This window comes from Pseudomonas fluorescens (assembly GCF_012974785.1).
GTDB classification, from domain to species: Bacteria; Pseudomonadota; Gammaproteobacteria; order Pseudomonadales; family Pseudomonadaceae; genus Aquipseudomonas; species Aquipseudomonas fluorescens_BT.
Window position 1 is genome coordinate 1,692,646 of record NZ_CP027561.1, and the last position, 13,288, is coordinate 1,705,933.

Below are 13,288 nucleotides of genomic sequence, written 5' to 3' on the forward strand. Positions count from 1 at the left end.
TACCGTGACGAGGGACAGCTTGAAGCATCATAGTTTTTTTGTTTGTGAACGCGAGAAAAATTAATCAAAAAAATGAACATTGTTCAAAGAAAATGATTCTTTTTGCAGGGCTCAAGGTGTAAAGCTGTAGGGCGACCGTCGCCGCTTTGCGGTGGTGAAGGGGAAGGCTGCGGGAACTAACACGTCAGTACAGCTTGCAGGTGAGTCTGCAAGTCTGGATGAGTCGCCCCGGTTTCGGTCACTCAAGGATGGAGGATGCTATGATCTCTCGCGGTTTTGACAGGGATGCAACTGTAATCAACGACCTGATGTGAGTACCCGTGAGTCATCATTCAGGGTGTGTTTTCATTACAGTTATAAATGGGCGGTCAGTAACTCATGCACAGAAGAGAAAGATCGGAGAATCTGAAAAACAATATCAAGTACCTGATAAAAAGTCGTGGGGAGACGCAGCTGTCCTTGTGTAACTCCAGTGGCCTGACCAGAACGACCATCTATAACATCCTCGAGGGGAAGGTGGTCAATGTGCAGCAGTCCACGGTTCGCAAGATTTCCGATTTCTTTGGTGTTTCCTATGAAGAAATAGAAACCATCGATTTTGAAGAGAAGGAGATAATAGAAAGCAGTATCTCGCCGCAAGGGAACATGAATCCGGCGGCAGTGCCTGTTCTGAAAGAGAGTCTGGTGATCCAGAATCTGGACAAGAGAATTGGCGAGTTGGCCACGGTTTATCCATTGACTTATTATTTTGGCGCCTCTTTCAATTTGATAGGTGTGCTGCTGGAAAACGAGATCAGTGGATTGAATGAACCGGGCGATCTATTGATCGTTCAGAAAGGTTCTTCGAGTAGCGACAGGGAAAAACTGCTGTATGACAAAGCCACGAACAGGCTGCTGATATCCAGAGAGACTGGCGTTGCCACGGATCGTATTTGTGTTATCGGGGATATAATCGAGGAACGATTTAATGGGCTGTAGTGTTGGAATGGAAAACAGCAAGTACAAGCTATTGGGATTTGAAAACGGTAAAAGCCTGGCCGTCATCATGGTGATTGCGACAGGCAAGATAATCAAAATAAAACTGAGTGAAGTGTTGAATAGTGAGATTATGGATAATCTGAACAAGCTGGAAATAAAGAATCTGTACAAGAAGTTTTATTCCCAGGGAGGGGCGCTGACCGCTTATGAGTTGAATGATCGCCATGAGAGTTCCTGGATGATCTATATCATTCTGAACCTCATGTTGTTTACGCTGTATATCTTTACCAGTATCGCCGCGACCAAGCCGATCTATCTGGAGTCTCTGGACATTATCGTAACGCCTGGGACTTTTCTTTATCCGCTGACGTTTCTGATCGTCGATCTGTTGAATGAAACGTTCGGTCTCAGGCTTGCGCGAAAAGCGATTCTCTTTGCCTTCATCAGCAACGCGGCCATCATCATCCTGCTGGCCATCACGACTCATCTCCCCGGATTGCCTGGCTGGAAGCTCGATGGCCCTTACAATGATGTCATTGGCCAGTTGTCTTCTGTCCTGGTAGCTTCCTCTGTTTCATTTCTGGTTTCCGAAAATATAAACTCGTATTTGCTGTGCAAAATCAAGGAACTCACAAATTCCAGATTTCTGTTCTTGCGCGTGTTTTTAAGTACGTTGTTTGCGGTAATCATCGACAGCTTTCTTTTCTGCTTCATCGCGTTTTATGGTGCGATGGAAACCAGCGCGATACTGAACATGATCTACGTTCAGATTGCGATAAAGGTTGGCTTCGCTTTCTTCAATGTATTGCCTGCTTATGGGGCAAGGGCATTGTTCAAGAAGTACCTGACTGGCGGTCAGGCGCAATAATGCAGAATGGCGCTCACCGGGTGTATCGGTTATGTCATACCGGGTGAGCGCTTGTTGTGTCGTCGAATATTCAGTTCAGATTCAGTTTTGCTTTCAGGCTGTGCGTAACCTGATCTTTTTTGTTCAGGTATTCATTGAGGCCTTTGGCACGAAGGTTACACGCGTCGCAATTGGAGCAGCCGTTACCTTTGATGCCGTTGTAGCAGGTCAGTGTCTGGTCCCGAATGAACTCCAGTCGCTTGTGGTAGTCGGCCAGGGCCCAGGTTTCCGCTTTGTTCAGCCACATCAGCGGAGTGTCCAGGGTCAATTGATAGTCCATGCCCAGTTCCAGGGCTTTGTTCAATGCCTTGACGAAGTCATCCCGGCAATCCGGGTAACCCGAAAAGTCTGTTTCACAAACGCCGGTAATGACGGTTCTGGCTTGTACCTGATACGCATAAATGGAAGCCAGGGTCAAAAACAGGATGTTTCTGCCGGGTACAAAAGTACTGGGCAGGCTTTCTCCTGAACTGTTGATGGTCGGAACCGGAATGTTGTCGCGGGTCAGGCTGCTGATGGCCAGTTCATTCAGCAGCGACACATCCATGGTCTTGTGCACGGTCACGCCAAGTTCTTTTGCCAGTTGCTGTGCAACTTCAATTTCCGCGCGATGGCGCTGGCCATAGTCAAATGTGATGCAGTGAATTTCATCGTAATGGGTCAAGGCATGGATCAAGCAGGTTGTTGAATCCTGTCCGCCGCTAAATACGATGACTGCTTTATTGCTCATGATTATGCTTCCTGCATGGAAAGGGTAAATGCAATATTCGAACAATAATCGAGGGGGGCTTGTCCCGGTTGCTCATTGCCGTGGCGATATTCTACGTAGTACGGCGCTCATTGGCACTGACGAATGCCCCCCCCTATTGACGGGGCATTTTCTCCCAAACGTTTTCCCGTTTCGCCTGATAGTCGCCGTGTATAGTGAAAAGGCGCGACACTGAAAGCACACCCAGGGTCCTGCTGACCGTAGCTTCTACAGATGCGGTGTAGCGCCAGGCTCTACGATGAGAATGCAATGCTGAAGATTTCCAATAACGTGCATCTGCCGGATGCCGAGATCGAACTGACCGCTATCCGCGCCCAGGGGGCCGGTGGGCAGAACGTCAACAAGGTCTCCAGCGCCGTGCACCTGCGCTTCGACATTCCGGCCTCGTCCTTGCCCGAGTTCTACAAGGAGCGCTTGCTGGCGTTGCGTGACAGCCGGATCACCAGCGATGGCGTGCTGATCATCAAGGCCCAGCAATACCGCACGCAGGAACAGAATCGCGCCGATGCGCTGGAGCGCCTGATCGAGCTGATTCTCAGCGCTACCAAGGTCGAGAAGAAGCGCCGGCCGACCAAGCCGACGCTGGGTTCAAAGAAACGTCGGCTCGAATCGAAAACCAAGCGTGGCAGTATCAAGGCCGGGCGGGGCAAGGTGGATTTCTAGTCTTCGCGGTACTTTGATGTGTGGCGATACAGATAGATGCTCAGCGCCAGGCCACTCAGTGCGGCAATGGCAGCGAACAGGAAGATCGAGTCAAAACCGAAGCCCGCCGCAATCGCCCCGGCCAGGGGGCCGGTGATCCCCAGCGACAGATCGATGAACAACGAATAGGCGCCGACCGCCGCCCCACGGCTGGAGGCCGGCACCAGGTTCACCGCCTCTACGCCCAGTGCCGGGAACACCAGCGAGAAGCCGAAACCGCTCAATGCCGCACCAGCCAGCGCCCAGTGTGCATCCGGTGCGATCCATAGCAGCAACAGGCCGAGGGTTTCCACCGACAGACAGGCAATCGCTACGCGAAAGCCGCCGAGACGGTTGATCAGATTGCCGAACAGCAGTCGCGCGCCGATGAAGCTGGCGCCGAACAGGCTCAGGCACAGCACCGCGTTATCCCAATGCCGGGTGGCGTAATACAGCGTGATGAAGGTGGCGATGGTGCCGAAACCGATCGAGCCCAGTGCCAGGCCGCAGCCGTGTGGAAAGACTCGCCCCAGTACGTGCATGAACGGCAGGCGCTCGCCGGCGACAATCGGCGCAGCGGTCTTCGGCCAGGCCAGCAGCACTCCCAGCGTTGCGAGCAGCAGAATGCTTACGCCCATGCTCCAGAGGCCGAAACGGCTGACCAGCCACACCCCGAGCGGCGCACCGATCGCCAGCGCGCCGTAACTGGCGATGCCGTTCCACGAGATGACTTTGGCCGTGTTGGCCGCGCCGACGCGGCCGATGCCCCAGCCGATCGATCCGGAACCGACGAGACTTTCCGCGCTGCCGAGTACCAGGCGACCAACGAACAGGCTGATCAGGCTGAGCATCGGCAGGTTGGGCGTCCATGCGGAGATCAGCATGAACACACCGCTCAAGCCGCAACCGGCCAGACCAATCATCACCGCACGTTTGCTGCCCTGGTTGTCGATGATCTTGCCCGCATACGGACGGCTGAGCAGGGTGGCAAGGTATTGCACGCTGATCACCAGACCGGCGATGACCGCGCCGAAACCCAGGTCGCTGTGCACATAGCTCGGCAGTACGGCCAACGGAATGCCGATATTGAGGTAACCGATGAAGGTGAACAGGACGATGGAAACGACTTGCAGCGTGACCGCCAGGGGGCGCTGGGGTTCTGGCATTGAGGACGACATGAGTAACGATCCACGGGGAGAGCAGAATAGATAGGCTGCTCATGATACCGGCGTGGGCGATTCTGCGGCGGGGAAAAGTAAAACTATTTGGCCGGAGCGACCAGTTGCGTGGTGACCAGTGCCGCGAGGGCGTTTTCTTCGCTGCCGAAACGGGCGAGCAGGGCGGCCTGTTTCTCGGGCGAGAGGCGGCTCCAGATCTCGATCATCTTCTCGGTGGCGCCGATGAGGATTGCGGCCTGGTGTTCGTCAAAGGATTCTTCGGTCATGGCGGGCTCGGCTTCAGGCAGTGTGGAAAGCGCATGTTAGCGCTTTCCACACGGTCTGTACGGCGGGTATTACTTACTCTTCGCTGTCGGCCGGACGGCTTTCGGCGGCTTCTTTCGGCTCGGGCTGTTGGGCGCCGGCTTGTTGCGTGGTCGTCTGCTCAGTTTCGTGCAGGCTTGGGAAGGGGAGATTCGGAATCTCGTGCATGGTTGCGCTCCTCGCTAAGTCTGTTGATAGATCTGGTAGATCCGCGCTTTCAGAAAGCCTGCGAAGGATACAGCAGGAAAAGTGACAAACAGATTTTTAAATCCATTTGTTTCGACGGGCGGGATTGTCTAGACAAGTGCGACAGGGTGACGCAGGGCAAATGTGGGAGCGAGCCTGCTCGCGATAAGTGCTTGTCAGTCGACATTTGTGCTGACTGATGCACCGCTATCGCGAGCAGGCTCGCTCCCACAATTGGGGTTATTTGCAGACGTTGGCGATCGCTTCGGCCAGCAGGTCGAGGCGCGTCGCATCAATCCCGGCGACGTTGGCCCGGCCCGAGCTGACCATGTAAACGCTGTGATGCTCGCGCAGGTTTTTCACTTGTTCCGGCGACAGGCCGGTGTAGGAGAACATCCCGCGTTGCACGCCAATGTGCGCAAAACGCTCGCGCAGACCGTGCGGTTCCAGCGCTTGCACCAAGCCACTGCGCAACTGGGCGATGCGCAGACGCATGGCTTCCACTTCGTCGGCCCAGCGGCGTTTCAGCTCCGGGTCGGCGAGGATCGTGGCGACGACAGCGGCGCCGTGATCCGGTGGCGTCGACCACAGGTTGCGGGCGATGTGGGCCAGCTGACTGCGGATGTCGATGAGCTTGTCAGCGCTTTTCGCGCAGACGATCAGCGCACCGGTGCGGTCGCGGTACAGGCCGAAATTTTTCGAGCAGGAACTGGTGATCAGCAGCTCGGGCAACTCGGCGGCGAACAGCCGGGTTGACCATGCATCCTGCTCCAGACCATCGCCGAAACCCTGGTAGGCAAAGTCGATCAGCGGCAGCAGGTTGCGGCTGCGCACCACGTCCAGCACCCGCTGCCAGTCGTCGTGACCCAGGTCGAAACCGGTCGGGTTGTGGCAGCACGCATGCAGCAGCACCACATCACCTTTCGGCACTTCATTGAGCGCGGCGAGCATTGCATCGACGTCGAGACGGTTGTCGCTGCCGACGTACGGGTAATGGCTGATTTTGACCCCGGCGGCCGCGAAAATCGTTTCGTGGATCGGCCAGGTCGGGTTGCTCAGCCATACGCCTTTGCCCGGCAGGCATTGCGCGATGAAATCCGCTGCCAGACGCAGGGCACCCGTGCCGCCCGGGGTCTGGGTGGCGCCGGCACGTTGCTCGGCGATCAGTGCCGAATCGGCACCGAGCACCAGCTCATTGATGACTTTGCCGAACAGCGGATTGCCATGGCCACCGATGTAGGTCTTGGTGTCCTGGCTCTCGACCAGACGCGCCTCGGCGATTTTCACCGCCTCCGGGATCGGCGTCAGGCCCTGGGCATCCTTGTAGACGCCCACGCCGAGGTCGAACTTGCGCGGGTTGGAATCCTGCGCGTAGGCCTCCATCAGGCCGAGGATCGGGTCGCCGGGCACCCGGCCGATGGCGTCGAAGTGCATTACTTGCGTCCTTCTGCAGTCTTGGCCACTTCGTCAGTGCGCGCGGCCATGATGAAGTCGTTGCGGTGCAGGCCTTTGATCGAGTGGCTCCACCAGGTCACGGTGACTTTGCCCCATTCGGTCAGCAGGCCCGGGTGATGACCTTCGGCCTCGGAGATCTCGCCGACGGCGTTGGTGAAGGCCAGAGCGTGCTTGAAATTCTTGAACAGGAAGACTTTTTCCAGCTGCATGATGCTGTCACGTACTTCGATGTTCCAGTCAGGGATCTGCTTGATCAGGATCGGCAGTTCTTCATCGCTGACTTGTGGGGCATCGGCACGGCACGCTTCGCAATGGGCTTGGTTCAAAGTGGACATGGTTTGATTCCTGAGATCGGATGTCTTTTTTATAAGAGCTGTTACGGTCGTCAATGTCGTCACGCTAAACCAAAGCCGCGACGACTGACAGACTCACTTGTAAGTAAAAGCCACGGTTCACGCAGCTTTTGGTTTCGGTGGAAACTTCGGTGCGTGCAGACCCAGCTGCATGCCTTGCTTGACCATGGCCATGATGTCTTCGTGAGCCAGGTCGAACAGGCGCTTGAGGTTCGGCAGGACAAAATACAACGGTTGCAGGATGTCGATGCGGTACGGCGTGCGCATGGCTTCCAGCGGATCGAAGGCCTGATGCTCGGGCTCGTCCGACAGCGAATAAACGGTTTCTTTCGGCGAAGAAAGGATGCCGCCGCCGTAGATGCGTTTGCCTTGCGGGGTGTCGACCAGGCCGAACTCGATGGTCATCCAGTACAGACGCGCCAGATAAACGCGTTCTTCCTTGGTCGCTTGCAGGCCGAGCTTGCCGTAGGTGTGGGTAAATTCAGCGAACCACGGGTTGGTCAGCAGCGGGCAGTGGCCAAAGATCTCGTGGAAAATGTCCGGCTCTTGCAGGTAGTCCAGTTCTTCACGGGTGCGAATGAACGTGGCCACCGGAAACTGCTTGCTGGCGAGCAATTCGAAAAAGGTCTGGAAGGGGATCAGCGCCGGGACGCGGGCAACCTGCCAACCGGTGGTCTCGCCGAGCACCTTGTTGATCTCGCCCAGTTGCGGGATGCGGTCGTGGGGCAGGCCGAGTTTTTCGATACCGTCCAGGTATTCCTGGCACGCCCGACCCTCGATCACTTTCATCTGGCGGGTGATCAGCGTGTTCCACACCGCGTGTTCTTCGGCGGGGTAGTCGATAAAACCTTGCGCATCGGGCTCGCGGGCCACGTATTGCGTCTGCTTCATACTGCTCTCCTGCGAGGGGAATTCGTTCTTGTTATGTCCTGCGATGGACTGAGAAATACCCCAGCGTGTGCCGTGTTGCACCAGGTTGATGGCCGGTCAGGCAGGAAAAGTCTCTTTGAGTCGTAAATTTTTCGTTACGCTTTGTGCGATAAGTCGTGATTACGGTGATTGGCGGGTTTGAAATGGCCAGTGTCTGTCACATAATCTTGACGACTATCTTGCGGGCGGCAGAGAAAAATCCGCCCCTTTACCTGTTTCGGGCCTTTATATGCGTATCAAAGTCCACTGCCAGAACCGCATCGGCATTCTGCGCGACATCCTCAATCTGCTGGTGGAGTACGGGATCAACGTCGCCCGCGGTGAGGTCGGCGGTGAACACGGCAACGCGATCTATCTGCATTGCCCGAATCTGATCAACCTGCAGTTCCAGGCGCTGCGACCGAAATTCGAGGCCATCGCCGGGGTCTTCGGTGTCAAGCGTGTCGGGTTGATGCCCAGCGAGCGCCGACACATGGAGCTGAATGCGCTGCTCGGTGCGCTGGAGTTTCCGGTGCTGTCGATCGACATGGGCGGCTCCATCGTTGCCGCCAACCGGGCGGCGGCGCAGTTGCTCGGGGTTCGGGTCGACGAGGTGCCGGGGATTCCACTCTCGCGTTATGCCGAAGACTTTGACTTGCCGGAGCTGGTGCGCGCCAACAAATCGCGAATCAACGGCATGCGGGTCAAGGTCAAGGGCGACATCTTTCTGGCCGACATCGCCCCGCTGCAATCGGAGCACGACGACAGCGAGGCCATGGCCGGTGCCGTGCTGACCTTGCACCGGGCGGACCGTGTCGGCGAGCGCATCTATAACGTGCGCAAGCAAGAGTTGCGTGGCTTCGACAGTATCTTCCAGAGCTCGAAAGTGATGGCGGCGGTGGTGCGCGAAGCCCGGCGCATGGCACCGCTGGATGCGCCGTTGTTGATTGAAGGCGAAACCGGCACCGGCAAGGAATTGCTGGCGCGTGCCTGTCACCTGGCGAGTCCGCGCGGGCAGTCGCCGCTGATGGCGCTCAATTGTGCGGGGCTGCCGGAGTCGATGGCCGAGACCGAGCTGTTCGGCTATGGCCCTGGTGCCTTTGAAGGGGCGCGGGCCGAAGGCAAGCTCGGATTGCTTGAGCTGACGGCGGGCGGCACGCTGTTCCTTGATGGCGTTGGCGAAATGAGCCCGCGCTTGCAGGTGAAATTGCTGCGCTTCCTGCAGGACGGCTGCTTCCGGCGTGTAGGCAGTGATGAAGAGGTTTATCTGGATGTGCGGGTGATCTGCGCCACCCAGGTGGATCTGTCGGAGCTGTGTGCGAGAGGGGAATTTCGCCAGGATCTGTATCACCGTTTGAACGTGCTGTCGCTGCACATTCCGCCCTTGCGCGAATGCCTCGACGGTTTGACGCCGCTGGTCGAGCACTTCCTCGATCAGGCCAGCCGGCAGATCGGCTGCCCGCTGCCGAAACTGGCGCCGACGGCAATGGACCGGCTCAGTCACTACCATTGGCCGGGCAACGTTCGGCAACTGGAGAACGTGCTCTTCCAGGCGGTGTCGCTGTGTGATGGCGGGACGGTCAAGGCCGAACATATTCGTCTGCCGGACTATGGCGTGCGTCAGCCGCTTGGCGACTTCTCGCTGGAGGGCGGGTTGGACGAGATTGTCGGGCGCTTCGAGAAAGCGGTGCTGGAGCGACTGTATTCCGAACATCCAAGCAGTCGGCAGTTGGGCAAGCGGCTCGGGGTTTCGCACACCACGATTGCCAACAAGCTGCGTGAATATGAAGTCGGCAAGAGTGAGTCTTAACCGGTAATTGCATCGCTTCTGATGGCCTCATCGCGAGCAGGCTCGCTCCCACAGTGGAAATGCGATCTCTTGTGGGAGCGAGCTTGCTCGCGAAAGCGGTAGTCCGGGCAACCTCCGCGTCGGTGTTTGCCGCCAAGCGGCATGACACCGCCGGTTTTTCGTCTTCGATACATTCCCCCAAACCCCGCCAATTCCCTCAAGTCCTTTGTTTATCGGGTCCCTGGCCGCCAGAAAAAAGTTGGTCTGCAAATTGCTTGTGGGTCAGCAGTACAGCGGTGGGCGGCAAACGTCCGGCATGCAGAGGAAAGAGTGTGGACAAGTACCTTTATGTGGCAATGACCGGCGCCAGCCAGAACGCACTGGCGCAAAAGGCTCATGCCAACAACCTGGCGAACATCTCCACCAATGGTTTTCAGCGCGACCTGGAGCAGGCGCGTTCGATGCCGGTGTTCGGTGACAGCTTTCCGGCGCGTGCGTTTGCCATGAGCGAGCGGCCCGCCACCGATTTTACCCCGGGCTCGCTGGTGCAGACCGGGCGTGATCTCGACGTGGCCGTCAGCGGAAACGGCTTCATTGCCGTGCAGAACCCTAGCGGCGGCGAAAGCTACGTGCGCACCGGCAGCCTGAACATCGACGCCCTCGGCGTACTGCGCGCCGGCAACGGCATGCCGGTACTGGGCAATGGCGGTCCGATTGCCATTCCACCGGAGCAGCAGGTGGAAGTCGGTGAAGACGGCACCATCAGTATCCGTGCGATGGGCGAAGGCCCGCGCGTCATGGCCGAAGTCGACCGGATCAAACTGGTCAACCCGGACATCAAGAACATGAACAAGGGCCTGGACGGTTCGATTTACACCAAGGACGGCCAGCCTGCGCCGGCCGACGCCAACGTCAAACTGGTGTCGGGTTTCCTGGAGTCGAGCAACGTCAATGCCGTGGAAGAGATGACCTCGGTGCTGGCCCTGGCCAAGCAGTTCGAGTTGCACGTCAAGATGATGAACACCGCCAAAGACGACGACCAGGCCATGGCTCGGGTCTTGCAGATCAGCTAATTATCAGAACGTCGCGCCGTAAAACAGGCGCACGAGGAGAATCGAATGCTTCCGGCTCTATGGGTTGCCAAAACCGGTCTGTCCGCCCAGGACACCAACCTGACCACCATTTCCAACAACCTGGCAAACGTGTCGACCACGGGTTTCAAGCGTGACCGCGCCGAGTTCCAGGACCTGCTGTATCAGATCAAGCGTCAGCCAGGCGCCCAGTCGACCCAGGACAGCGAACTGCCGTCGGGTCTGCAAGTGGGTACCGGTGTGCGCATTGTCGGCACCCAGAAAAACTTCACCGCCGGTAGCCTGCAAACCACCGAGCAGCCGCTGGACATGGCCATCGATGGTCGTGGCTTCTTCCAGATCCTGCAGCCGGACGGCACCACGTCCTACACCCGTGACGGTACTTTCCACCTCGATTCCAATGGCCAGATCGTCAACGCCAGCGGTTTCGCGCTGGAGCCGGCGATTGTCATCCCGAACAACGCCCAGACCTTCACTGTCGGCCGCGACGGCACCGTATCGATCACCGTTGCCGGCAACCCGGCCGCCCAGGTGATCGGCAACCTGCAAACCGCCGACTTCATCAACCCGGCCGGTCTGCAAGCGGTGGGCAACAACCTGTTCCTGGAAACCGCCGCTTCCGGTGCGCCGCAAGTCGGCACTCCGGGCCTGAACGGTTTCGGTACCACCCTGCAGAACACCCTGGAAACCTCCAACGTCAGCACCGTGGAAGAGATGGTCAACATGATCACCACCCAGCGCGCGTACGAGATGAACTCCAAGGTGATCTCCACCGCCGACCAGATGCTCTCGTTCGTAACGCAGAATCTGTAATCAAGTCTATGAGGCGGTCATGAGGCCGCCTGCAACACCGTGAGGTAAGGGTCATGAAGCGCTTCGTATCTGTTCTGGCATTGGGTGGGGTGGTCTCGCTCGCGGGCTGCGTCGCTCCGACGCCCAAGCCCAATGACCCTTACTACGCTCCGGTGTTGCCGCGTACGCCGTTGCCGGCGGCCGCCAACAACGGCTCGATCTATCAGGCCGGTTTCGAACAGAACCTGTACAGCGACCGCAAGGCGTTCCGGGTCGGTGACATCATCACCATCACCCTGAACGAGAAGACTCAGGCCAGCAAGAACGCCAACTCGCAAGTGGCCAAGAACAGCAAGACCGGCATTGGCCTGACTTCGCTGTTCGGCGGCAGTGGCACCACCAACAACCCGTTGGGCGGTAACGATCTGAGCCTGGACGTCGGCTACAGCGGCGACCGTGCGACCAAGGGCGACAGCAAGGCGGCCCAGGGCAACACCCTGACCGGTTCGATCACCGTGACCGTCGCCGATGTGCTGCCCAACGGCATCATCGCCGTGCGCGGCGAGAAGTGGATGACCCTCAATACCGGTGATGAGCTGGTGCGGATCGCCGGTCTCGTACGCGCCGATGACATCGCCACAGACAACACGGTGTCGTCGACCCGGGTCGCCGATGCGCGCATCACCTATTCGGGCACCGGTTCGTTTGCCGATGCGAGTCAGCCAGGCTGGTTCGACCGTTTCTTCCTCAGCCCGCTGTTCCCTTTCTAGGTGGCTACGTTGAATTTCAAGAGCCTCATGCTCGCTGCGGCGTTGATGTCCGCAGCCTTTGGTGCCCACGCCGAGCGGCTGAAAGATATCGCCAGCATTTCCGGCGTGCGTTCCAACCAGTTGATCGGCTACGGCCTGGTGGTCGGGCTTAACGGCACCGGCGACCAGACCACGCAAACCCCGTTCACCCTGCAGACCTTCAACAACATGCTCTCGCAGTTCGGCATCAAGGTGCCGCCGGGATCGGGCAACGTGCAGCTGAAAAACGTCGCGGCGGTGTCGGTCAGTGCCGATCTGCCGGCGTTCGCCAAACCGGGTCAGCAGGTCGACATCACCGTTTCGTCCATCGGTAACTCCAAGAGCCTGCGCGGCGGCACCCTGTTGCTGACCCCGCTCAAGGGTATCGATGGCAATGTCTACGCCATCGCTCAGGGCAACCTGGTGGTCGGCGGTTTCGATGCCGAAGGTCGTGACGGTTCGAAGATCACCGTCAACGTTCCGTCGGCCGGTCGCATCCCGGGCGGAGCCTCGGTCGAGCGTTCGGTGCCGAGCGGTTTCAACCAGGGCAACAGCCTGACACTGAACCTCAACCGTTCCGACTTCACCACTGCCAAGCGCATCGTCGACAAGATCAACGACATGCTCGGCCCTGGCGTCGCCCAGGCCATCGATGGCGGCTCGATTCGCGTCACTGCGCCGCTCGATCCGAGCCAGCGCGTCGACTATCTGTCGATCCTGGAAAACCTCGAAGTCGACCCGGGTCAGGCGGTGGCGAAAGTCATCATCAACTCGCGTACCGGCACCATCGTCATCGGCCAGAACGTGAAGGTGTCGCCGGCCGCCGTGACCCACGGCAGCCTGACCGTGACCATCACCGAAGACCCGATCGTCAGCCAGCCGGGCCCGCTGTCCAATGGTCAGACGGCCGTGGTCCCGCGCTCGCGTGTGAATGCTCAGCAGGAAGCCAAGCCGATGTTCAAGTTCGGCCCGGGCACCACCCTCGACGAAATCGTGCGTGCGGTGAACCAGGTCGGCGCGGCGCCGGGTGACCTGATGGCCATTCTCGAAGCACTGAAGCAGGCCGGCGCGTTGCAAGCCGACCTGATCGTGATCTGAGGACCGCACTC

The 13,288-nt window shown here is 58.3% G+C and carries 15 protein-coding genes; 8 read left to right on the forward strand and 7 right to left on the reverse strand.

The window, feature by feature from the left end; all coding sequences use genetic code 11:
• Window positions 1-378 precede the first annotated feature (378 nt).
• Window positions 379-978 carry a helix-turn-helix transcriptional regulator gene (locus C6Y56_RS07590; protein WP_169429370.1) on the forward strand — a complete coding sequence of 200 codons (600 nt, stop codon included), beginning with the start codon at window positions 379-381 and terminating at the stop codon, window positions 976-978.
• Complete coding sequence (locus tag C6Y56_RS07595; RefSeq protein ID WP_169429371.1) at window positions 968-1,846, forward strand: queuosine precursor transporter; 879 nt, start codon at window positions 968-970, stop codon at window positions 1,844-1,846. The genes C6Y56_RS07590 and C6Y56_RS07595 overlap by 11 nt, the downstream gene beginning before the upstream one ends.
• Before the next feature lie 70 nt (window positions 1,847-1,916).
• Here the strand turns inward: C6Y56_RS07595 and queC are convergent, their stop codons facing one another.
• Window positions 1,917-2,615, reverse strand: coding sequence for a 7-cyano-7-deazaguanine synthase QueC (queC, locus tag C6Y56_RS07600; RefSeq protein WP_169429372.1), 699 nt, complete (start codon window positions 2,613-2,615; stop codon window positions 1,917-1,919).
• Window positions 2,616-2,903: 288 nt separating this feature from the next.
• Between queC and arfB the strand changes: the two genes are divergently transcribed.
• Entirely contained in the window at window positions 2,904-3,317 is a 414-nt protein-coding gene (arfB, locus tag C6Y56_RS07605; protein ID WP_169429373.1) for an alternative ribosome rescue aminoacyl-tRNA hydrolase ArfB, read from the forward strand.
• On the opposite strand, the gene C6Y56_RS07610 is transcribed toward arfB, so the two are convergent.
• The 6 genes from C6Y56_RS07610 to phhA form a co-directional block, all read right to left on the reverse strand.
• Window positions 3,314-4,501 (reverse strand): MFS transporter, encoded by a 1,188-nt coding sequence (locus C6Y56_RS07610; protein ID WP_169432606.1) that lies wholly within the window; start codon window positions 4,499-4,501, stop codon window positions 3,314-3,316. The two genes, arfB and C6Y56_RS07610, sit on opposite strands and share 4 nt — an antisense overlap.
• Before the next feature lie 95 nt (window positions 4,502-4,596).
• Window positions 4,597-4,779: a hypothetical protein gene (locus tag C6Y56_RS07615; RefSeq protein ID WP_169429374.1), complete on the reverse strand. Its 183-nt coding sequence runs from the start codon at window positions 4,777-4,779 to the stop codon at window positions 4,597-4,599.
• Window positions 4,780-4,852: 73 nt separating this feature from the next.
• Window positions 4,853-4,984 carry a hypothetical protein gene (locus C6Y56_RS29380; protein WP_007958347.1) on the reverse strand — a complete coding sequence of 44 codons (132 nt, stop codon included), beginning with the start codon at window positions 4,982-4,984 and terminating at the stop codon, window positions 4,853-4,855.
• 258 nt (window positions 4,985-5,242) lie between these two features.
• A complete protein-coding gene (locus tag C6Y56_RS07620; protein ID WP_169429375.1) occupies window positions 5,243-6,436 on the reverse strand; it encodes an amino acid aminotransferase in 1,194 nt (397 codons plus the stop codon).
• Window positions 6,436-6,792 carry a 4a-hydroxytetrahydrobiopterin dehydratase gene (locus tag C6Y56_RS07625; RefSeq protein ID WP_003222798.1) on the reverse strand — a complete coding sequence of 119 codons (357 nt, stop codon included), beginning with the start codon at window positions 6,790-6,792 and terminating at the stop codon, window positions 6,436-6,438. The genes C6Y56_RS07620 and C6Y56_RS07625 overlap by 1 nt, the downstream gene beginning before the upstream one ends.
• Before the next feature lie 117 nt (window positions 6,793-6,909).
• The gene (phhA, locus tag C6Y56_RS07630; protein ID WP_039765515.1) at window positions 6,910-7,701 is read right to left on the reverse strand and encodes a phenylalanine 4-monooxygenase; all 792 of its coding nucleotides are present in this window, start codon (window positions 7,699-7,701) and stop codon (window positions 6,910-6,912) included.
• A 268-nt stretch (window positions 7,702-7,969) separates the two neighbouring features.
• Between phhA and C6Y56_RS07635 the strand changes: the two genes are divergently transcribed.
• The 5 genes from C6Y56_RS07635 (at window position 7,970) to C6Y56_RS07655 (ending at window position 13,277) form a co-directional block, all read left to right on the forward strand.
• On the forward strand, window positions 7,970-9,529 hold the full coding sequence (locus tag C6Y56_RS07635) for a sigma-54-dependent transcriptional regulator (protein ID WP_169429376.1): 1,560 nt from the start codon (window positions 7,970-7,972) through the stop codon (window positions 9,527-9,529).
• A gap of 311 nt (window positions 9,530-9,840) precedes the next feature.
• Window positions 9,841-10,581: a flagellar basal body rod protein FlgF gene (locus C6Y56_RS07640; protein WP_169429377.1), complete on the forward strand. Its 741-nt coding sequence runs from the start codon at window positions 9,841-9,843 to the stop codon at window positions 10,579-10,581.
• 45 nt (window positions 10,582-10,626) lie between these two features.
• Window positions 10,627-11,412 (forward strand): flagellar basal-body rod protein FlgG, encoded by a 786-nt coding sequence (flgG, locus tag C6Y56_RS07645; protein ID WP_011333017.1) that lies wholly within the window; start codon window positions 10,627-10,629, stop codon window positions 11,410-11,412.
• Window positions 11,413-11,465: 53 nt separating this feature from the next.
• Entirely contained in the window at window positions 11,466-12,161 is a 696-nt protein-coding gene (flgH, locus tag C6Y56_RS07650) for a flagellar basal body L-ring protein FlgH (protein WP_007965503.1), read from the forward strand.
• Between the two features lie 27 nt (window positions 12,162-12,188).
• On the forward strand, window positions 12,189-13,277 hold the full coding sequence (locus tag C6Y56_RS07655) for a flagellar basal body P-ring protein FlgI (RefSeq protein WP_080593281.1): 1,089 nt from the start codon (window positions 12,189-12,191) through the stop codon (window positions 13,275-13,277).
• Window positions 13,278-13,288 lie beyond the last annotated feature (11 nt).